Genomic DNA, 20,086 nt, shown 5'->3' with positions numbered 1-20,086 from the left:
TCAGGCATCCGTTCATTTCCCCGAATCAAGTTCGGTTCATAACTCCGAGCTTGCTCTCGGAGGATCACGGATTTTCTTTAGCTAAAAAAACGAACCAAAAAAAGCCACCGCTGTAGTTTGCCTGGCTAAAATTTGTTTCATTACGCCGAAACAGCTCAAACTCGCCTGCGGCTCAAACAGTGATCTGTTTTTACGGCTTCATTTCTCAAATTTCCCCGAAGGCAAGTTCGGTTTACAACTCCGAGCTTGTACTCGGAGGATTTTCAACTTAACGCCCACAAACTAAGGCGGAAAGTAAAGACGCTGTTTTTCAAGCACTTTTGAGACTGATAAAATTAAACTCTGCACAAGCATTAGTAGTGAAAAATTAGTGTACGGTTTTGAATTCAACTTCAAAAAGTAATGTTGCTTAGGTGAATCATTACATAAAATTAGTATTTTTATACTAACTTTAGTAGAATGCTACTCAAAATAGATTTTACCCAATAAAAGCACAGTCAATGGAAACAATAACCCAACAAGACCTGGACGTTTTTCGTGCCGAAACCCGTGCCTGGCTGGAAGCCAATTGCCCGGAAAGCATTCGGCAAACCCCCAAGAGTATGGAAGACGTTTTTTGGGGAGGGAGTAACCCACATTACAAAAGCGAAGATCAAAAACGGTGGTTTGAACGTATGCGCGACCGTGGCTGGACAACCCCTATGTGGCCTAAAGCGTATGGCGGGGGAGGTTTGAGCAAGCAGCAAAACAAAGTATTGCTCGAAGAAATGACCCGCCTCAATTGTCAAACTCCTTTGTTTAGTTTTGGTATTTCTATGCTGGGACCTGCTTTGCTCAAGTTTGGCAACGAAGCCCAAAAAAAAGAACACTTGACCGCCATTAGTCGGGGCGAAGTATGGTGGTGCCAAGGCTATAGCGAACCGGGTGCAGGCAGCGACCTTGCCGGACTGCAAACCCGCGCCGAGGATATGGGTGATCATTATTTGGTAAGTGGACAAAAGGTGTGGACGTCTTATGCCGAAAATGCCGACATGATTTTTTGTTTGGTACGTACCAATCCCGACGCCAAAAAACACACGGGCATTAGTTTTTTGTTGATAGATATGCAAAGCGAAGGAGTAAGCACGCGCCCCATTCGCCTTATCAGCGGCAAGTCTGTGTTTTGCGAGACCTTTTTTGACAATGTAAAAGTACCCAAAGAAAACCTGGTGGGTGAGCTCAATGCTGGCTGGAGCATTGCCAAGTACTTGTTAACCCACGAGCGCTCAATGATTGGGGGCATTGGCGATGTAAGAAAAGAAAAACCCCTGTTTCAAATGGCCATTGATGCGGTGGGGCTAGACAATGGCAAACTGGACGACCCAGTGCTACGTGCTGACATTGCCCGCTGGATGATTGACCAGGAGGGACTCATGTGGACGATAGAGCGCACCACCGATGAGGCTAAAGCCGGACAACCTATAGGCGCCAAATCATCATTTTTTAAGTATTATTATACCGAGCAAAACAAGCTGAAGTATGAATTGCTGATGGCGCTCAATGGTACCGAAGCAGCTATTTGGGGCGATACTTACGACGAAGGCAAGCTCGCCCGTGACTTTTGCCGCACCAAAGGCAATTCTATAGAAGGAGGCACCTCCGAAATCCAATTAAATATCATTAGTAAACATATCCTTGGGCTTGGGTAAATAGTGGCAAGGCAGGAGCCACCAGCAACAAGTGTTGATGTAGGTTTACCTGTTGTATGTACTAAGACAAAATTAAATATACCTAATATGCAGGTATAACTATCATATTATGAGAGAGTTATCTTTACTTGTAGCACCGATATACATCGGTATCTAAGGACTTGCTGCTACTTATGTAGCGCTCAACAGATTACTTGATAAGAAAACAACTATGGCTTTAATTATAAACGAAGAGCAGCAAATGCTCAAAACATCTGCGGCAGAGTTTCTCAAAGAAAAAGCTCCCGTAGCCGCTTTACGTAAATTAAGAGACGAAAAAAACCAGCAAGGCTACGACCAGGCATTGTGGCAACAAATGGCCGAAATGGGTTGGGCTTCGCTCGTAATTCCTGAGCAATATGGTGGGCTCGACTTTGGCTATGTAGGCTTGGGGCAGTTGCTCGAAGAAATGGGGCGCACCCTTACCGCTTCGCCGATGGTGTCTACTGGCTTGGTAGGTGCCCATGCCATATTATTGGCAGGCAATGCTGCCCAAAAAGAACGTTTATTACCCGCCATTGGCGCTGGCGAACTGATAGTGACCCTGGCAATTGATGAAAGACGCCAGCACCACCCGGCAAAAACGACAATGAGCGCGGTGAAACAAGGCAATGAGTATGTGCTCAACGGCAAAAAAGTGTTTGTGTTAGATGGGCAAGTAGCCAACCAGTTGATTGTGGTGGCACGCACTGCGGGCAAAGCAGGCGACGAGGCAGGTTTGACTATGTTTTTGGTAGATGCCCAAGCCCAGGGAATTGAGATAGGCCACCAACAAATGATGGACAGCCGCAATGCGGCAACTATCAGTTTTGAGAATGTAAAAGCGGCAGAAGTATTAGGTCAGGTAGACCAAGGTTTTGAGGTGCTTACTCAAGTGTTAGATATTGCCTGTATTGGCATATCGGCAGAAATGTTGGGCACTATGTGCGAAGCTTTTGAGCGCACAGTGAAATACCTCAAAGAACGCAAGCAGTTTGGCGTGCCCATTGGTTCGTTTCAGGCACTGCAGCACCGGGCCGCATTGATGTATGGCGAAATAGAAATTTGTAAATCTATGGTCATCAAAGCTTTACAAGCTATAGACCAAAACAATCCCGACCTCTCGCGTATGGCGAGCATGACCAAAGCCAAAATAGGCGAAACCATTCGCCTGGTCACCAACGAAGCCATACAAATGTTTGGTGGCATAGGCATGACCGACGACGAAGAAATTGGTTTTTTTATGAAACGCGCCCGCGTAGCCCAAGTTACTTTCGGCGATTATAACTACCATTTAGACCGTTATGCCAGGTTGTTAGGGTTTTAGTGTGAGATTTTTCCTGAAAAAAACTCTGTAGGAGGAAGGAGCTCAAGGCTCAACTTTCAGGCAGAGTTTTTTTGTTAAAATAGTGATCAGAACGTATGAAAAGCCATTAAACATTTTTGTGAAATAAAATAAAGATACACTTGTGAAATCAAAATATTAATTTATGTAAGAGAGATTTTGCCATATATTAATTGTTTTTGTTGCTTGAATAGTTGGATGGTGCAAGTATTTATACCTATGTTTAGGACATAAATTATACTACACACAAACATAAATCAAAAAAAGCAATGAAAAAATCCATCATGCTTACCTGGCTGGTGCTTTGCATCACCAGCTTATCGCTTTACGCCCAACATACAAGCAAAGCCCTGGCAAAACAGTATTTGCGCTCTAAAGGAGAAGTGATTTTTACCTTTAAGATTAACCACAAATCGCAGTTGAACACTGTTACCAAACAACTGGCCATTGTACACTACGACGATGCCACCAAAACGGTGAAGGTAATGGCCAACAAAAATCAGTTTGCCGCCTTTTTGCAAAAAAGTATTGCGTTTAAAGTAGCCGTTGCCGACAATGTGGTGGGCAAAAGAACGATGACTTCTGACCTTGCCGTGCGCGCTACCACTTTTCCGCTCACTGCTTATCCTACCTATGCCGACTATGAGGCAATGATGAATGCTTTTGCCTCAAACAATCCAACATTGTGCAAAGTAGAAAACATTGGTGCCACTACCGAAGGCGATAAATCTTTGTTGTTTGTAAAACTCTCTGACAACGTAAGCGCCAACGAGCAAGAACCCAGGGTAATGTTTACCTCGTCGATGCACGGCGATGAAATAGCTGGCTACCCTATGATGCTCAACCTGATCGATTATTTGCTCAAGGCTTATAACGATGCTACCCACCCACGTCACGCCGAGATCAAGTTCTTATTGGACAACAACGAAGTATGGATCAACCCTTTGGCAAACCCTGATGGTACTTTTCGCAATAGCCCTGGCAATACTTCGGTGGCCAACGCTACCCGTGGCAATGCCAACAATGTAGACCTCAACCGCAACTATCCTGACCCTGATGATGGCGCACACCCCGATGGCAATAGTTATCAGGTAGAAACACAGGCTTTTATGAACTTTGCTGCCAACAAGCACTTTGTGTTGTCGGCCAACTTTCACGGAGGCATTGAACTGGTAAATTATGCCTGGGATACTTACGCAGGCAATCACCCCGACAAAGATTACTTCGTGCATATTTCTGAAGAATACCGCGACCATTGTCAGGTAAACAGCCCCAACGGTTACTTCGACGATCGTAACAACGGCATTACCAATGGCTACGCCTGGTATGAGGTACAGGGTGGACGTCAGGACTGGCAGATTTTTTATCAAAAAGGACGTGAACTAACCATTGAACTATCAAATGCTAAAACCCCGGCCGCCAGCCAGTTGGTAAACTACTGGAACTACAACCGTGATGCTTTGCTTGGGTTGCTCAATCAGGTAAACTACGGTATTCGTGGGGTGGTGACCGATGCCGTGACCAACCAGCCCATAGCGGCTAAAGTAACTGTAGTAGGCAAAGAGGGATATGAGTCGTGGGTGCCCACCGAATTGCCAGAAGGCGATTACTATCGACCAATCAAGGCGGGTACTTACAGTATTTTGGTAGAAGCAGCCTGTTATCAATCAGTTACCATTAGTGGGGTCACCATTGGCGACCAGCAAGCCATTGTAAAAAATGTGCAACTTACCCCTATAGCCGGAGCCGCACCTACTGGATTGGCTTCGTCTAATGTACAACCCACCACCGCTACCCTGACCTGGGTTGCCAACTCCGCCTCTAGCTACGATGTACGCTACCGGGTGGCAGGCAGCAGCAATTGGACTACCGTTTCGTCGGGCACCGCAAGCGTTGATATATCAGGCTTGGCTGCGTCTACCCAATACGAGGCACAGGTACGTAGCAAATGTACAAGCGGTGCCACCTCGGCCTATAGCGCTTCATTTAGTTTTACTACTCCAGCTACCCAGGCTTGTGCAGGCATTAACAACTTTCCTTATGTTGAGAGCTTTGAAGGTGGTTTAGGAGTTTGGAACAACGCCACCAACGACAACATCGATTGGAGACGTTATTCGGGCAGCACCCCCTCTAATGGTACTGGCCCTTCGAGTGCGCAAAGCGGTGATTATTATTTGTATCTCGAAGCCTCATCTAATGCATCGGGTAGCCCCAATAAAATAGCTTTGCTCAACAGCCCTTGTGTAGATTTGAGCAGTCTTTCAGAAGCCAGGCTAGAGTTTGGCTATCACATGTATGGCAGCAACATGGGAACATTGGAAGTATTGGTGAGCACCAACGACGGAGCCACTTATACCACTGTATGGAACAAAAGTGGTCAAGTAGGCAATGCGTGGAACAACGCCATTGTAGATTTGAGCGCTTATGCCGGGTCGGTTATCAAGCTACAGTTCAAGGGCAAAACCGGCTCTAGCTGGCGCAGCGACCTTGCCATAGACAATGTACGTATCAGCTCTTCGGTATCTACCCCAGATACTCAAGCGCCTACTGTGCCTGCCAACCTTGCGACTACCGGGGTAACTGCCAATAGCGTGGGTTTGGCCTGGAGTGCTGCCAGCGACAATATAGGCGTCACCGGATATGAAGTATATCAGGGTGGCAACCTATTAGCCACGGTCAACGCGACTACTTATACTGCCACTGGTTTGGCTGCCAATACGAGTTATACCTTTGCGGTAAAAGCTAAAGATGCCGCAGGCAATACCTCTGCTCTCAGCAATAGTGTAGGTGCTACTACCTTGGCGGTAACGATTACTTATTGTGCCTCTAAGGGTAATAATGTAAATGATGAATACATTGGCAAGGTGCAGTTTGGCAGTATTGACAATACTTCGGGCGATGGCAATGGCTACACCGACTTTACCTCACTGGTGGCTACTGTAGCCAAAGGCAGTAGCAATGCCATTATCATTACTCCTACCTGGACAGGTACGGTGTATAATGAGGGCTACAGTGTTTGGATTGATTTTAACCAAGACGGTGACTTTACCGATGCCGGAGAGCAGGTGTTTACCCAAAGTGCGACCAGAAATACTCCAGTATCGGGTACCATTGCTATTCCATCTACGGCATTGTCAGGTGCTACCCGTATGCGGGTGTCAATGAAATACAATGGGGTACCTACTTCGTGCGAAAACTTTACGTATGGTGAGGTAGAAGATTACACCGTAAATATTGGCAGCAAGGCAAGTGCTCGAATGAGTGGACAGGCAACGGCTCAATTTGACGAAATAGAGTTGTACCCTAACCCAATGCCTAAAGGGGGAATACTACAGCTAAAAAGCAGGTCAGTGCATTTTGTAAAGGCAACTTTTACCGTCAGAAATGCTACCGGGCAAGCCATCAAGCAGGGCAAAGTGACCAACGGACAAGTCAAAGTAGGTGATTTACCGGCAGGTGTGTATTTTCTTGAATTATACACTCCACAGCATCATACTACCAAAAGATTTGTTGTAGGAGGATAAGCACTACTTTACAACAAACAAGGTAGTTTTTAGATGAAGTCTGTTCAATATATTATTGGGCAGGCTTTCTTTGTATAAAATATTTAGCAGCCATTGGGCGAAAGCCAACACCCGTGGCTACAATAGGGATTTTGAACATTTTGAATTAACTTTCGAAAATTCGACTATATAAGGGCTAAATCGACGGATTAAAAAATGAAAGCAGTAATTGGGGTACCGGGCTATTGGAAAAGCCATGAAGAAATACCAAAATTGATTGCAGCTTGCAATGACAACTTTATTTGTGCTGGTAGTACATTGATAAACACCAAAACTCAGGCTTTTTTTGAGCTTGAGGTATATGACCACGACCCTGACTTAAAGATTTCTTATGCTTATTGTGGGCGTAAAACTTTTACAGATGAAGACATACAAGCTGTAGACAAGCACACTTGTACTGTATATATTATAGGTGAGGCGGGTACCCCGGCTTTTGCCAGCGAACTGCTCAAGGCAGGAGGGGCTTTGCTCAATGCGGGCGGTATTGCCGTAAAAATAGAATCTTCGGGGGTGGCACACCTTAAAAAAGACTGGCAACGATTGATCGAAAACAATGAGCTGATAGATTTGTACCGGGCTTTTGTAACTATTGTAAAAGACCATCATTTTTATTTATCTTACGGCATGCAAGTGATTGGTTACCCTGAAGGACAGGTTTTTTTTATAGGAGACAACGGGGTAAACGATGGGCAACTGCAAGTACTAGATGTTTTTTTGGTATCGTTGCTCATGGATGACCTTCAGCTTGCCAATGATCATACGTTTGCTTTGACAACAGAAAAACCCAAGTATGTGCTCAAGCATGTATATTATGACAAATACCCTGAAGATGATTTGTTTTTTAATCCACATGGCGTATGGCAATTGACCAAACAAAAGTAGTATTGAGCTTGTTGAAGGTTTAGCTTCGCTGAGCTTGCCCTAAAGGGCTGCGGTTCTCCAAATGATTCAAAACTAGTGCATTGGGGATTAAATAAGTCGCCAAAGAATATGTGAGTAACTTAGTACCCAATGCACTAGTACCTTATCCTCTAAGTAAATGCACTATTTATTTTGGATGAGATTTGTTCTCTGACAAACTTCAAAAATTGAGCATAGCCATAGCTACGCGATATTTTTTAAGTAAAGTCAGGGCGCGAATATCGCCGAAATAATGTGTCAGGTATTTAGAGGTTGAGGTACTAGCTTTTTGATTACATGCATCGTTGTGTAAATACTTATTTAGCCCTGATTTAGCCCTGATTTAGCGTTGCTAAACTCCGTCTTACACGCCTCGCCTGAAATCAAAAATTAAATTTTTGCTCTCAAAGCATAAACCGTAAACAAGTTCATTAAAAGTGACAGACTTGTCAAGTGAATAAAATTATATGAGCAAAGCAATTCAAATAGCTTCGCGTAGTTTTGATGAGATTCTTCAGTCAGAAAATGCTACCAGGGTATTGCATCTGATGATGCATAAACTAATGGGGGAAGGGTGTAGCTATGATGCCACCCATGAGTTGCTTTTGGTGTGGTATAATCACCATGAGGCTTGCCTGGAAGTATCGCAGCCTTATGTATACAAGTATATGCGCCAGATGAAAAGGCGCCTGAACAATCTTAAAAAACATCGGACATTATTACGTAGTTATTTAGATACACATGACTTTGTTGCCTTGGAAGCCTACGTGTATCAATTGTCGTTTAAAGGAGTTTCAAAAAAGAAAATATATGAGATATTCAACGATTTTTTTGTGTTTGTGGAGTATCATCACCAATATTCTACCGAACAGGCAGACCTGATCGCCGACTGTGTACTTGACAGATTGAGTGGCTGGAGGAAAGACAGGCTATTGCCGCAAGAACCTGATGTAACATAAGAGCTTTTAGAGCTCATATAACCAAAAAAACAATTTATGTCTGACAAAATGATTGACATGCCAGCGTTGTTTAAGGCACTGGAGTTTTCGGCTTTTAAACATAAAGATCAACGCAGAAAGGGACCCCAGAACATTCCCTACATCAACCACCCAATACAGGTAGCCCATGTGTTGATAGAAACCGGACAAGCGTACAACACCAATTTATTGATTGCGGCCATTTTGCACGATACTATAGAAGATACCAACACAACCGAAGAAGAAATAAAGCGAGTGTTTGGCGATGACGTGGCAGCGTTGGTAATGGAAGTAACCGACGATAAAAACTTGTTTTGGGAAGCCCGCAAACAGCTGCAAATAGAAACCTCTCCCTTTGCTTCATATGATGCCAAGTTGTTAAAGCTGGCCGATAAAATATGCAATGTGCGCGACCTGGTAATCAACCCACCTGATAATTGGTCGTTAGACCGAAAACTGGAATATCTTCAGTGGGCAAGCGATGTAATAGCAGGCATCAGAGGGGTGAACCAACCTATGGAAAATCTGTTTGACGAATGGATTTACAAAGCCAAAGCTTATTACAAGGTAAGTTAGGTGCTTTAGTCCGCGTTGTGCAGTTTGCGGGAAGCAATAATGGAGGGTTGGTTGACTTATTGCCTAAAATTGGTCATTGTTGATGTGCTGGTTATCAAGCTACTACAGCCTAACCTTAGTGTGGAGGGCATTTGTCTGTGTGCTCAAATATACCTCAGTTATTTTTTATAAAAGCCTTCCTGTTATTTCCTTTATTATAAAAAAAATATTAGATTTCCTCTTTAATACTAGCGTATATTTAAGGAAAATTTAACTTTACACGAAAAAAGTTTCATTCAACTACTTTGCCAGTCTTTTTGGTCAAAAACTTCAAAATAAAACACCATAACCGTTTTAAAATTTTGAAAAAATAAGCGTACTTTGCTTGGCTAAACAGTGACTGATATCCAAATTAACATAAAGAATGATATGGAAGAGCAAGAGAAAGAATCAAAACCCAAAACGCCTCTTCGTTGTCGCATCTTAGGACATGAGTGGAAGGGTGATAGTTTGAAAAGAGTATGTCTTCGTTGCGGAAAAGTGCAAATCTCTAAGTTTTCTACTGATAACTGGGTAGATGCTTAGGCAAGATAAAAAGCCTTTATCAACAAACAGATAGGGGCTTTTTTGTGGCGCAGTCATCATTATAAATAAACCATCGTGAATAATTTGCCAGTATGCATCCTTTATAAACCCAAACCTTAGATTGGGTGTGCTAAAGTTGCCATTGGTGAACTATACCCCCCTGCATCACCACTTTTTATGTAACTTGCTTGCCTCAATACCCTTAAAACCTATAAAATATATGATGCAAATGAACTACCTGTGGCTGGTATTTGCCTTGTGCGTACTGTGGAGCTGCTCGACAGCACAAAACAGCCAGGCTAAAAAAAATCAGCCTAAAAAAAACATGGTAAAACTCTCGGCACTTCAAGGTGAAGTGAGCCTTACAAAGGGACAAAAAGCCTATTATGAAGCATCGGTGCATGGTTCGGTAGGCTATACAGTGAGTGTTCTTGTACAAAACGATGTTGTGCTCAAGTTTGTCGAGTCAAACTATACTTACAAAAACCCAGAGAAAAGTCACATGAGTGGGGGAGATGAAGCGATCAAAACCTATGTTTTTGAGGCAGCTAAGCCAGGACACGCCATTTTAAAGGTGACCGAAAAGTTCAGAGGCGATGTGCGCAATATCCATCGTATAAAGGTAGAAGTAAAAGACAAATAGGGCTTACTTGAATAAATGCAAACCAGCAGTAAGGATGAATAAAGCAGGCGAGCCGATAAAATATGAAGTTTTATCGAAAGATGTTTTACTCTTTTGGTAAAAATACCTAAATTTGCAAGCCTTTTGAATGAGAAGTCATTATAATTATTTAAAATACTGAAGAGAAATGAAAAAAGATATTCATCCTGAATATAGAGACGTTGTTTTTACAGATACCTCTAATGGATTTAAATTCATCACTCGTTCTACTATCGAAGCAAAAGATACTATTACGATGGAAGATGGCAATACTTACCCATTGGTAAAGCTTGAAGTAACTTCTGAATCTCACCCTTTTTACACTGGTAAAAATGTGCTTTTGGATACCGCGGGACGTGTTGAGAAGTTCAACCGTAGATTTAAAAAGAAAAGTGATAACAAAACAGAAAAAGAGGCATAAGCTTCACACTTTGTTTATATCATCAAAAAGTCTCTCAAATACACATGCTATTTGAGAGACTTTTTACTTTTGTATTCATTCAAAAACAGCTTCTGCGCCAAAAAAAATTACGAAGTACCTAAGTACCTCGTAATTTGTCATTTCTTCTCGTATTTTTTGCGGTTTTCTAAAACTACGGCACCATTGTACGCTATTTTTTTCTGCCCGGAAACTCAAACAATTGGTGGTTTACTGGAGCATTGAAGGTATATTTATCTACTTTGACAATAAGGTGCATGCCCCCTTCCTTAATCATATACATAAATTTTGGCAACAATCGCCCATCTGTACGTTCTTGTTTTAAGAAATAACCAGTACCTTCTTCACCTTTACTTTTTATCACCGCATAGGTCTGGGCATCCAGGTAAGAATAAGTAGTAGTGTCTTTGCCTTTCAAAAGAGCTATTTTGTGGCAAAGTGTCTGACCAATATACACTCTGGAGACGTATTTGATTTCGTGCCCGTTCTTCTTGTAATTGACTAGCTCACTGTCAGAGAAATTAAAGCTTATCTTCTCCTCTTTTTTTAGAATTCTTGGCTCTTTCGATTTAAATGGGTTGATCTCCCAAGAAACACCTTCGTTTTTAGCCGATTTAAATGCCTTATCTCCCAGCTTTATCTCCACATACTCTTTGTTCTCTTCCAACAACGAAACAAAATACATAGGAAAGCCTTTTTTTGATTTATTAAAAAACACTGTACACTCTATTTGTATACTTTTTACTCCTTGGTCTATATCAGCTTTTACTTTGGCATGTTTCGCCAAAATCTGCTCTGCCGTAAGCGCAGGGTCAGGCTTCAGAGTTTCACCTTCAGTGATCAAATGTGCAAACTGATTGGTAGTATAACTTGTTTTGCTATTGTAGGTAAATATACTATCTGCTACTTCGGGGTTGGCTTGGGTACTGTCTATAACAAAAACACCGCCTGGAGTCTCTGTTTTTATGCCTGTGGGCAAATAAAGCCCCAGTTCATTTTTCTGTTTGGCATAGCCTGAAATATTGGTAACCATACTAAAGGTTTTGCGATAGAGTAATAGCCCCGTTTTTTTGCTAAAATAATATACTTTTTGTTCTATTCCTTTGCCATAATGTAACACCTGTACTTGTTTGCCCTGCCAGGTACCCGTGCTGTCGTATGCCGCCAGGTTTCGGTCTCTGCCAATCAAAAACATAGGGTAAAACATATTAATGGTGATTAATGCATTAGGTTTGGAGTTGAGCGTGTAGCGGGGTTTACCCTCATTTTCCATAGGATTCACCTCCCAGGTATCTTTTCCGTCATAGGCTTGAACAAAGTGTTGGCCTATAGCTTCCATATCCATACGTACTTTATCATATTTGAGAGTAACGCTCAGGGCGACTGTTACCCCTTTACTCTTTATCTTGCCAAAGATTTTCCAGCTCACAACCTTTGCCAAATTATCGCGTCCCCCTATAGCCTGTAGGTAGCGGTCAATTATTTGTTGGGCTTTAGCATCGGTATTGGTAGCAGGCAAACTTAGGCTTTGCGCAAATAAAGAAGGGGCAAACATCAGCAAAGAAAATATACTGAATAATAAGAAGTGTTTTTTCATTGTCATTGATCACGTATTGTTTGAATTACTAGCATAAGTTGTATGAGGCATTTCCTCACTATAGCAATATACTGCGATTATTCTATTCATGTTGCCTTTTATCGCCTCAAAACTTACCTTGTATGCTATGATAAATAAAATGTAGTGATAGGGAGGTTAGTACATCCCTTGTTCACAATACAAAAAAAATTACGAAGCTTTCGCCTCATCACAGCATCTGAGAACATTATTTTTGAAGGTTTTGGTCAGCTCGTGGAGACACGATCTGAGGCGATGACGGTACTTTTGAAGTAATAAATCCCTTGTTCACAGCACAAAAAAAATTACGAGGCGCCTCAGCACCCCGTAATTTAGTTGGTCATTGAAAAAAACTATATACCTTTTTGACTTAGCTCTAATCATACTTTTTCTTAAAACGACGGTACAACTGCTGTTGCTTGTCATCCAGAATAAGCTTTTTACCCCTGATAAAAGCGTGTTCTATGTCGTTGGTCAGCATGTCGAGCACGTCACCTTTTGAAATAAACAAAGTAGCCTGTTTACCTTTTTCTATGCTCCCCACCTGCTTGTCAATCCCCAGTATTTTGGCATTGTTCAGGGTAATCATCTCAACTGCTTTTTCGGTGCCCAAGCCGTGAGCAGCTGCCGTGCCTGCGTGAAAAGGCAAAGTACGCACCCTCCAGCCATGGTCTGCCATACTAATGCCGCGCTCATTGCCTACGGTAAGCCCCGTAAGTACCCCCGCTTTGGCAAGCATGCCAGGTAGTTTGTAAGCATAGGCTACATCGTGGTGATTGATCAACGGCAAACGGTGAGTAGCATTGATCACTACCGGAACCTGGTGTTCTTTGAGGAAATCAGCTACTTTGACTGCATCATAACCACCTACAATACCTACTTTTTGTACCCCGTGGGTTTTGGCAAACTGAACACTTTCTACAATGTCTTTGCTATAACTTGCGTGAATAAACAAGGTTTTGCTGCCATCAAATAAACCCCTCATTGCCTCCAGCTTAAGATTTACTTTGGCTGGTTTGGCTACTGTAGCATAGGCTTTGGCCTCACGCATGGCGTTGGTCAACAAATGAATGATTCGTTGGCGGCGTTTGTTGGCTTTGCCCCCAAAAGGGGTGCCCCTGCGACGACTTCGCGAAAAACGTGCAGGCCAGTTTATATGAATGGCGTTATCTGCCTTGAGCACGGCATCTTCCCAGTTCCAACCGTCCAGCTCCATGACCGACGAAGTACCCGATACAATGCCTCCATCTGGAGTAGCCTCTACCAATAGTACCCCTGTGTAGCGTAAAGTAGGCAGCACATCAGAGTCGGTGTTAAAAGAGGTAAGAGCCCGTACATTAGGGTTAAAGTTTCCCTGTTCGCTGCGGTCAACACTTGCCTTTACCGCGTTTACCTCTACCAAACCTACTGGAGTGTTGAGGGCAATAATGCCCGGATATACGTGTTTGCCCTTGCCATTGATTACCTGAGCACCATTGGTGTTGATACTGGTGCCTACCTCGGTAATGATGCCTTGCTCGAACCGTACACTCGCGTTATTCATTACCTGCCCATTGCCTACATGAATAGTGGCTCCTTGTATTACTATAGGCCTACTTTGCGGGTCAGCTGGTTTTATTCTTTGGGCTTGCGCCAAAAATACTACTCCATAAAGCAATACTACAACGCAAATGAATGTTTGCATACTATTTCTTCTTTGCATCATATTTACTTTTAAAGAGTTTGTACAAATATTTGTGCTTGTCGAGCAAATCCAATTGCTTGCCCTGAATAAAAGCGTGCTCTACTTTGTTGCCCAACATATCGAGCAAATCACCCTTAGACACCACAATGGTAGCTTGTTTGCCTTTCTCCAGGCTTCCCACCTTTTTGTCAATCCCTAATATTTTGGCGTTGTTCAAGGTAACCAGCTGCAGCGCTTCTTCTTTGTTGAGCCCATAAGCTGCCGCTGTGCCTGCCTGAAACGGCAAGTTGCGGGCACCCATTGGTTCGCTGCTGTCATAACTCAAGCCCACGGTAAGCCCGGCTTTTTTGAGCAAGTAAGGCAAGCGATAGGGGTGGTCTACTCCAGTGCCTGTATACATCGGCAAACGGTGCAGGCGTTGCAAAATCACTGGAATGTTATGTTCCTTGAGAAAATCTGCCACTTTAAGTGCCTCTGTACCATCTGCCAAAACGATCCGTTTTACTCCATGTTTTTTCGCAAAAGTGACACCCTCTACAATATCTTTGGCAAAATTGGCATATAAATACAGGGTTTTGCTGCCGTCAAATAAGCCCCGCATTGCCTCAAATTTGAGGTTTATTTTGGCGGGTTTGTCGATTTTGGCGTAAGCACTTGCCTGTCGGAACATATTTTCTGCCTCGCGGCGCTGTTGTTTGAATCGACGGTTGGGAACAGTTCGCCCCCGTCCGCTGTACATACGAGGAATCCATTGCATTTGAATGCCCTCATCCATCGTATGCACCGCGTCTTCCCAGTTCCAGCCGTCTAGCTCCATAATGCTCGAAGTTCCTGCGATAAAGCGACCATTTGCTACTACTTGCACCAGCATTATACCGTTGCTGCGTAAGGTAGCGATTACCTCCGAGTCGGTATTGTAAGCCACTACCGAGCGTACTTCAGGGTTAAACAAACCTTGTTCTCTCACGTCTAAGGTAGACCTTACCGCCCCTATTTCGTGCAAACCCAAGTTGTTGTCGGGCAATATCAATCCTGGGTACACATGTTTGCCCTGTACATTGATCACCCTGGCTCCAGAGGTGTTTACACTGGTGCCCACTTCGGTAATGATACCTTTTTCAAAGCGAATGCTCGCGTTATTGATTATTTGCCCATTGCCCACATGAATAATGCCCCCTTGCAGCACTATAGGCGCACTTTGAGGCTTTGCCGGGGTAGGTATTTGGGCTTGCGCTTGCCACGCCAGCAACAAGAGCGCCCAAATGAATGTGATTTTTTTTATCATTTATCTCTTGGTTATGAGCACCTGGTATTTGACAACCAAGTGCTGGTATAACTTTATCTCTTATGGTTATGCTCAGTGGCTTGTTCGGTATGCACTTTGTCTTGGTCACCGCTTAAGTGCCACAAGATACGCTCACCGCCCAAGTCGTCGCAATGCAACAAGCGCTGACGACGCATAATAGGACGCTTGCCACCACCCTTGCCACCTTTACTCATCATTTTTTTGATCAAACGAGTGCGTTCTTTTTTCACTTCAGCACGTTTTTGCTCGTCTTGTTTGGCGTCATAGTATACCGCCCCCTCAATAATGGTTTTGTCGGCTTTGGCATAAATAGACAAAGGGTTGGCAGTCCACAATACCAAGTCAGCATCTTTGCCCGCTTTGATACTGCCAATGCGCTTGTCGAGGTGCAGCAGCTTGGCAGCGTTCAAGGTCACCATTTTCAAGGCTTCTTCCTGCGGTACGCCCCCGTATTTTACTGCTTTAGCGGCTTCTTGATTGAGGCGACGTGCCATCTCCGCATCATCAGAGTTGATTGCCACTACTACTCCAGCCTGATGCATCAATGCCGCATTGTAAGGAATGGCATCTTTTACTTCGTATTTGTATGCCCACCAGTCAGAAAAAGTAGAGCCACCTGCGCCGTGCTTCGCCATTTTGTCAGCCACTTTATAACCTTCCAAAATATGAGTAAAAGTATTGATCCGGAAGTTGAAGCGTTCGGCTACCTTCATCAACATGTTGATTTCTGACTGTACATAAGAGTGACAACTTACAAAGCGTTTTTTCTCCATTACCTCCAGCATAGCCTCCAGCTCAAGGTCTTTACGAAAGCTCGCCCCACCCTTGGCTTTGGCTGCTTTGTATTCTTTGGCACGGGTAAAAGCATCTACAAACACTTGTTCTACTCCCATACGGGTTTGAGGGTAACGTCCTCGTGCCAGAAAACCATAACGAGAACGTTTTACGTTTTCACCCAAGGCAAATTTGATGTATCCATCGGCGTTAGGGATGAGCAGTTTTTCGGGGGCTTCTCCCCACTTAAGTTTAATCAATGCCGATTGACCACCCACTGGGTTTGCCGACCCGTGCAACAATTGGGCAGCTGTAACCCCACCCGATAGCTGACGGTAAATGTTGATGTCTTCAGAGTCTACTACGTCTTCCATTCTTACCTCAGCAGAGTTAGACTGAGAGCCTTCGTTTACACTGCGCAGGGCAATATGCGAGTGCTCGTCTACAATACCCGGAGTCAAGTGTTTGCCTTTGCCGTCTACTACCTTGGCACCACCTGCCGACAAGTTTTTACCTATTTTGGCAATTTTACCGTTTTTGATCAATACATCCGTATTTTCAAGTATGCCGTCCTTCTCATTGGTCCATACGGTCGCATTTTTAATGAGCATATCTTCGGCTTTAGGCTTTTCTTTGTTGCCAAAAGCCACAAATGGGTAAATCACTTCGCCCATTTCAGATTTGGCAGCGGGCTTCTTTTTCTTATTGCCTTTTTTACCTTTTCCCTGCTTGCCTTTTCCTTGTTTGTCTTTCTTTTGGGGGGGAGGAGGCAATTTGCCTTTATAAGTAGCAGCCCAGGCAATGGTTTTACCTTCAGCATCTTCTCCGGTTCCGGCAAACTTCTTTTCGGCTGCCCAACCCGATAAACGCGTCTTTAAAGCACCTTTCTTTTTCTTGTCTAAATTAAAACTCAAGGTTACCAGACTTCCCGACATTTTACCTTTTACTTTAGTGTTGGTAGAGTCGCCAGGTTGTTTAATTGCAAATTTAGGGCTGCCTGGCTTGCCGCTTACGTGTAGTTCATAGCCGCTTTTGGTGCCCAAAGTCAGGGCGTATACGCCACGTAAATCAAGCGTAGGCATTGTTTTGAGCACATAGCGTTTGCCTTGTACCCAGTTTTCGTAAATACTGTTTTTTCCTTTAAACAAGTTGCCCGAAGTAATGATAAAGTTGGCGTACATTCCTTTTTTGAGGCTACCCAATTGGTTGTCCATTTTCATTAATTGAGCAGGCGTATGCGTCAAAGCTTTGAGCGCTGTTTTTTCACTCAAGCCCATTTTTATAGCTTTTTTCAGGTTTTTCCAGAAAGCAGGATTACCCGCCGCAGTAAGTGCAAAGTTGACTCCGGCCTTTTCTAAATGTGCCAGATTGGTGGCGGCAAGCTCCCAGTGTTTCATTTGTGCCAACGACACCATCTCGGCATCCAGAGGATCTTCTACTTTAAAGGCTTTTGGAAAGCGTAAGGGTAGGATAAAAGAAGCACCTGTGGCTTTTATTTCGGCAATACGGTGGTACTCGTCGCCACTGCCACGAATGATAAACTCTTTGCCAAACTCTTTGGCTACCTTGTCTATAATCAAGGCATCTTGCCAGTTGCGGGCTTCAAATATGGCAGGCAACTTTTTGGTGGCATTGAATGCGTCTAACGAAAGGTTTTTTTCTTTTTTACTGCCTCCTTTGGCATACCAGTCAGCATCGAGCATTGTTTGGCGAATCAAGGCTACTGTCCCCATCATAGAGTTGGGGTAAGGTTGGGTAGAGCTTCCCTTACTAAAAGAGTAGTGGGTAGAAGCTTGTCCTTTCAGTATCAACTCGTTGTCGCGCCCGTTTGCTAGTGTTACCAAGGCTCCGGTTCCACGCATTACCCCATCTTGTTTGTGAGTAAGCACTGTGCCAAAGCCCATTTTCCTCCATTTTTTTGCCTGTTTCTGGTCAATCGTAAAAAGTTGTTCGGCGTTTACTTCAGGCAACACGGTTTGGTTCCAGTTATAAGCCCCCTTTTTTTTAGAAATAAATTGGTCGATGCTTGCCGCAAAACTAGCAAAGCTAAAGCCTCGGCTTCGTTTGGGTTTAGGCATCGCATAGCCAGTGTAGAGGTCAATCATCGAAGGATAAATATATTTTCCTTTCAGGTCGATTTCAGTGGCTCCTTTAGGCACTTTTACTCCTTTGCCTACCGCAGTTACCTTACCATTGCGTATGACAAGGGTAGCTCCCTCTACCTTGGTTTGGTAATCGGTGTATATGGTGGCGTTGGTAAAAGCGTAATAACCTTCGCGGTTATCGGCTACCCCGTTTACTGGGTAAGTTACTTGTGCTTGTGCTATAGTAGTACATAGCAACATCAGCATTAAAAACAGATACTTTTGTTTCATTCGTTATACAGATTGGATTAATAAAGTTTATTTTGGCACCTTTGCTGCCCAATAGCAAGCGTAAGCACTCAGACAAAATCGTTTACAATGAAGCAGTTGTATGACAATATTGTTTTGGCAAGGTTGTGTAATTCAGTCCTATGATTGTAAAACCTCCACTGATATGTCTGAAGATCAATAATAATCCAAGCAAGTTAGCAAAGATTGCCTCATTATTACAAATAACCTTCGGCTCTTTACTACCTTCGGCAAGGCTTCAAAAGTAATTTAACAGTCTATTAACAAAAGATTTTTTATTACAACTTGTTATAAATATTAGGGTATGAGAAGATGAATTACGAGTGGTTCAATTACGAATGATTAAACCGACTATAGGGATCTTTGCCTTTGACGAATGGCTTCGCCCAATTCGTAATTCTCAGACTTGTAATTCAGTCATTCGTAATTCTCAAACTAACTTCCGGCTCTAATCTAATAACCAAAAACCTTGACTGGTGCAGCCAGATTGCATAAATTGCGCGGCTTTTATAAACCTTGTCAAGTGCTCACGATATTCTTACATATTTTAAAATAATATTCATGTCACAATACCTCACGCTCCCTTTCGGGAAATATAAAGGACTCACAGTAAGCCAGTTGAAAAATGATTTGCCTTATGTAAAATGGTTACTCAATCAACCCTGGTTGTCTGACAAGGTAGACCCCAAGCTACAAATTGCTTTGCAAAGCTTATTGCCACAAGAAGATTTTACCGAGGAGTCGTTTATAGAGGTATTCCGTAAAAATTACCCGCATACAGCCATTGAAGAGCTTCAGGAAATAGCCTTGGACAATCGCCGTATTTCGCGATTAAGCACTGACATAGTGTCTGAAAAAATAAGAGCACTGAAGCTCGCCAAAAACCAAATTAGCAAAATAGAAGGGCTGGATCGCCTTCGTAATCTCCAATTGCTCGATTTGAGTAACAACAAAATTTCAGTGATAGAAAATCTACATTACTTGGGCAAACTTAAACATTTGTACCTGAATGGCAATTGTATCAATAAAATAGAAAATATGGAATTTTTGCGAGGAATTGAGTTTTTGAGCCTGGGCAAAAATAAAATCAAGGTGATAGAAAACCTGGAGCAACTGCCTTACCTGCAGAGCATAGAGCTGTACCCCAATCCTTTACAGTTTATTACTATGAAAAGCTATCAGTTTTTGCAGGCAAACCGGATCAGGATGTATTTGGGCAAAAACTACAAAAAGAAACGGGGCGAAAACCTTCGGATTGATGAGCATGGTCAAGCTTACAAAGAGATAGACGCTTTTATCCAAAAATTTCAGATCAGTATACTGAACGATGCCCGTACGCTCAACTTTGGCAAATATAAAAACCAGCCTTTTCAACTATTGCAAAACGACAAACCCTATGTACGTTGGCTATTAGACCAAGACTGGATCGAAAGCAAACTTTCGCTAATGGAGATTGCCCAACTAAGAAAGTCGCTTTGCGCCCATTCGTAATTTAGTCCAGAGTTTGGAGTCCGTAGACCATAGTTTTTTAGTGTCGCTTTGCGCTCATTCGTAATTTAGTCCAGAGTGTGGAGTCCGTAGAC

14 protein-coding genes are annotated in these 20,086 nt (G+C 43.2%); 10 read left to right on the top strand and 4 right to left on the bottom strand.

Annotation, left to right across the window (positions count from 1 at the left end):
• The first annotated feature begins 500 nt into the window (after positions 1-500).
• The 9 genes from Q0954_RS20855 (at position 501) to Q0954_RS20815 (ending at position 10,713) form a co-directional block, all read left to right on the top strand.
• A complete protein-coding gene (locus Q0954_RS20855) occupies positions 501-1,688 on the top strand; it encodes an acyl-CoA dehydrogenase family protein (protein ID WP_299459881.1) in 1,188 nt (395 codons plus the stop codon).
• Between the two features lie 211 nt (positions 1,689-1,899).
• The gene (locus Q0954_RS20850) at positions 1,900-3,033 is read left to right on the top strand and encodes an acyl-CoA dehydrogenase (protein WP_299459878.1); all 1,134 of its coding nucleotides are present in this window, start codon (positions 1,900-1,902) and stop codon (positions 3,031-3,033) included.
• A 287-nt stretch (positions 3,034-3,320) separates the two neighbouring features.
• Complete coding sequence (locus Q0954_RS20845) at positions 3,321-6,575, top strand: M14 family zinc carboxypeptidase (RefSeq protein ID WP_299459876.1); 3,255 nt, start codon at positions 3,321-3,323, stop codon at positions 6,573-6,575.
• Positions 6,576-6,770: 195 nt separating this feature from the next.
• Positions 6,771-7,496: a hypothetical protein gene (locus Q0954_RS20840; RefSeq protein ID WP_299459873.1), complete on the top strand. Its 726-nt coding sequence runs from the start codon at positions 6,771-6,773 to the stop codon at positions 7,494-7,496.
• Between the two features lie 485 nt (positions 7,497-7,981).
• Positions 7,982-8,473, top strand: a complete 492-nt coding sequence (locus Q0954_RS20835) for a hypothetical protein (RefSeq protein ID WP_299459870.1) — start codon at positions 7,982-7,984, stop codon at positions 8,471-8,473.
• Positions 8,474-8,509: 36 nt separating this feature from the next.
• A complete protein-coding gene (locus Q0954_RS20830; protein ID WP_299459866.1) occupies positions 8,510-9,067 on the top strand; it encodes an HD domain-containing protein in 558 nt (185 codons plus the stop codon).
• Positions 9,068-9,442: 375 nt separating this feature from the next.
• Positions 9,443-9,631 carry a hypothetical protein gene (locus Q0954_RS20825; RefSeq protein WP_299459863.1) on the top strand — a complete coding sequence of 63 codons (189 nt, stop codon included), beginning with the start codon at positions 9,443-9,445 and terminating at the stop codon, positions 9,629-9,631.
• 220 nt (positions 9,632-9,851) lie between these two features.
• Positions 9,852-10,274 carry a hypothetical protein gene (locus Q0954_RS20820; RefSeq protein ID WP_299459860.1) on the top strand — a complete coding sequence of 141 codons (423 nt, stop codon included), beginning with the start codon at positions 9,852-9,854 and terminating at the stop codon, positions 10,272-10,274.
• A 166-nt stretch (positions 10,275-10,440) separates the two neighbouring features.
• A complete protein-coding gene (locus tag Q0954_RS20815; RefSeq protein WP_299459858.1) occupies positions 10,441-10,713 on the top strand; it encodes a type B 50S ribosomal protein L31 in 273 nt (90 codons plus the stop codon).
• 190 nt (positions 10,714-10,903) lie between these two features.
• On the opposite strand, the gene Q0954_RS20810 is transcribed toward Q0954_RS20815, so the two are convergent.
• The 4 genes from Q0954_RS20810 to Q0954_RS20795 form a co-directional block, all read right to left on the bottom strand.
• The gene (locus Q0954_RS20810; protein WP_299459856.1) at positions 10,904-12,334 is read right to left on the bottom strand and encodes a hypothetical protein; all 1,431 of its coding nucleotides are present in this window, start codon (positions 12,332-12,334) and stop codon (positions 10,904-10,906) included.
• 388 nt (positions 12,335-12,722) lie between these two features.
• Positions 12,723-14,030: an amidohydrolase family protein gene (locus Q0954_RS20805; RefSeq protein WP_299459853.1), complete on the bottom strand. Its 1,308-nt coding sequence runs from the start codon at positions 14,028-14,030 to the stop codon at positions 12,723-12,725.
• A gap of 1 nt (position 14,031) precedes the next feature.
• Entirely contained in the window at positions 14,032-15,315 is a 1,284-nt protein-coding gene (locus Q0954_RS20800; protein ID WP_299459850.1) for an amidohydrolase family protein, read from the bottom strand.
• A gap of 53 nt (positions 15,316-15,368) precedes the next feature.
• Positions 15,369-18,485 (bottom strand): amidohydrolase family protein, encoded by a 3,117-nt coding sequence (locus Q0954_RS20795; protein WP_299459847.1) that lies wholly within the window; start codon positions 18,483-18,485, stop codon positions 15,369-15,371.
• Between the two features lie 579 nt (positions 18,486-19,064).
• Between Q0954_RS20795 and Q0954_RS20790 the strand changes: the two genes are divergently transcribed.
• Entirely contained in the window at positions 19,065-19,994 is a 930-nt protein-coding gene (locus Q0954_RS20790) for a leucine-rich repeat domain-containing protein (RefSeq protein ID WP_299459845.1), read from the top strand.
• The last annotated feature ends 92 nt before the right edge of the window (positions 19,995-20,086 follow it).

The sequence above is a fragment of the uncultured Microscilla sp. genome (genome assembly GCF_947493425.1).
Taxonomy (GTDB): Bacteria; Bacteroidota; Bacteroidia; order Cytophagales; family Microscillaceae; genus Microscilla.
This window is presented reverse-complemented; position numbering and strand designations above follow the sequence as displayed.

What these genes read in the sequence shown, in the direction of transcription:
- Q0954_RS20810 (WP_299459856.1), bottom strand. Translation starts at nt 12,334, where the DNA reads ATGACAATGAAAAAACACTTCTTATTATTCAGTATATTTTCTTTGCTG.
- Q0954_RS20795 (WP_299459847.1), bottom strand. Translation starts at nt 18,485, where the DNA reads ATGAAACAAAAGTATCTGTTTTTAATGCTGATGTTGCTATGTACTACT.
- Q0954_RS20820 (WP_299459860.1), top strand. Translation starts at nt 9,852, where the DNA reads ATGATGCAAATGAACTACCTGTGGCTGGTATTTGCCTTGTGCGTACTG.
- Q0954_RS20845 (WP_299459876.1), top strand. Translation starts at nt 3,321, where the DNA reads ATGAAAAAATCCATCATGCTTACCTGGCTGGTGCTTTGCATCACCAGC.
- Q0954_RS20830 (WP_299459866.1), top strand. Translation starts at nt 8,510, where the DNA reads ATGTCTGACAAAATGATTGACATGCCAGCGTTGTTTAAGGCACTGGAG.
- Q0954_RS20835 (WP_299459870.1), top strand. Translation starts at nt 7,982, where the DNA reads ATGAGCAAAGCAATTCAAATAGCTTCGCGTAGTTTTGATGAGATTCTT.
- Q0954_RS20840 (WP_299459873.1), top strand. Translation starts at nt 6,771, where the DNA reads ATGAAAGCAGTAATTGGGGTACCGGGCTATTGGAAAAGCCATGAAGAA.
- Q0954_RS20815 (WP_299459858.1), top strand. Translation starts at nt 10,441, where the DNA reads ATGAAAAAAGATATTCATCCTGAATATAGAGACGTTGTTTTTACAGAT.
- Q0954_RS20790 (WP_299459845.1), top strand. Translation starts at nt 19,065, where the DNA reads ATGTCACAATACCTCACGCTCCCTTTCGGGAAATATAAAGGACTCACA.
- Q0954_RS20855 (WP_299459881.1), top strand. Translation starts at nt 501, where the DNA reads ATGGAAACAATAACCCAACAAGACCTGGACGTTTTTCGTGCCGAAACC.
- Q0954_RS20800 (WP_299459850.1), bottom strand. Translation starts at nt 15,315, where the DNA reads ATGATAAAAAAAATCACATTCATTTGGGCGCTCTTGTTGCTGGCGTGG.
- Q0954_RS20805 (WP_299459853.1), bottom strand. Translation starts at nt 14,030, where the DNA reads ATGCAAACATTCATTTGCGTTGTAGTATTGCTTTATGGAGTAGTATTT.
- Q0954_RS20850 (WP_299459878.1), top strand. Translation starts at nt 1,900, where the DNA reads ATGGCTTTAATTATAAACGAAGAGCAGCAAATGCTCAAAACATCTGCG.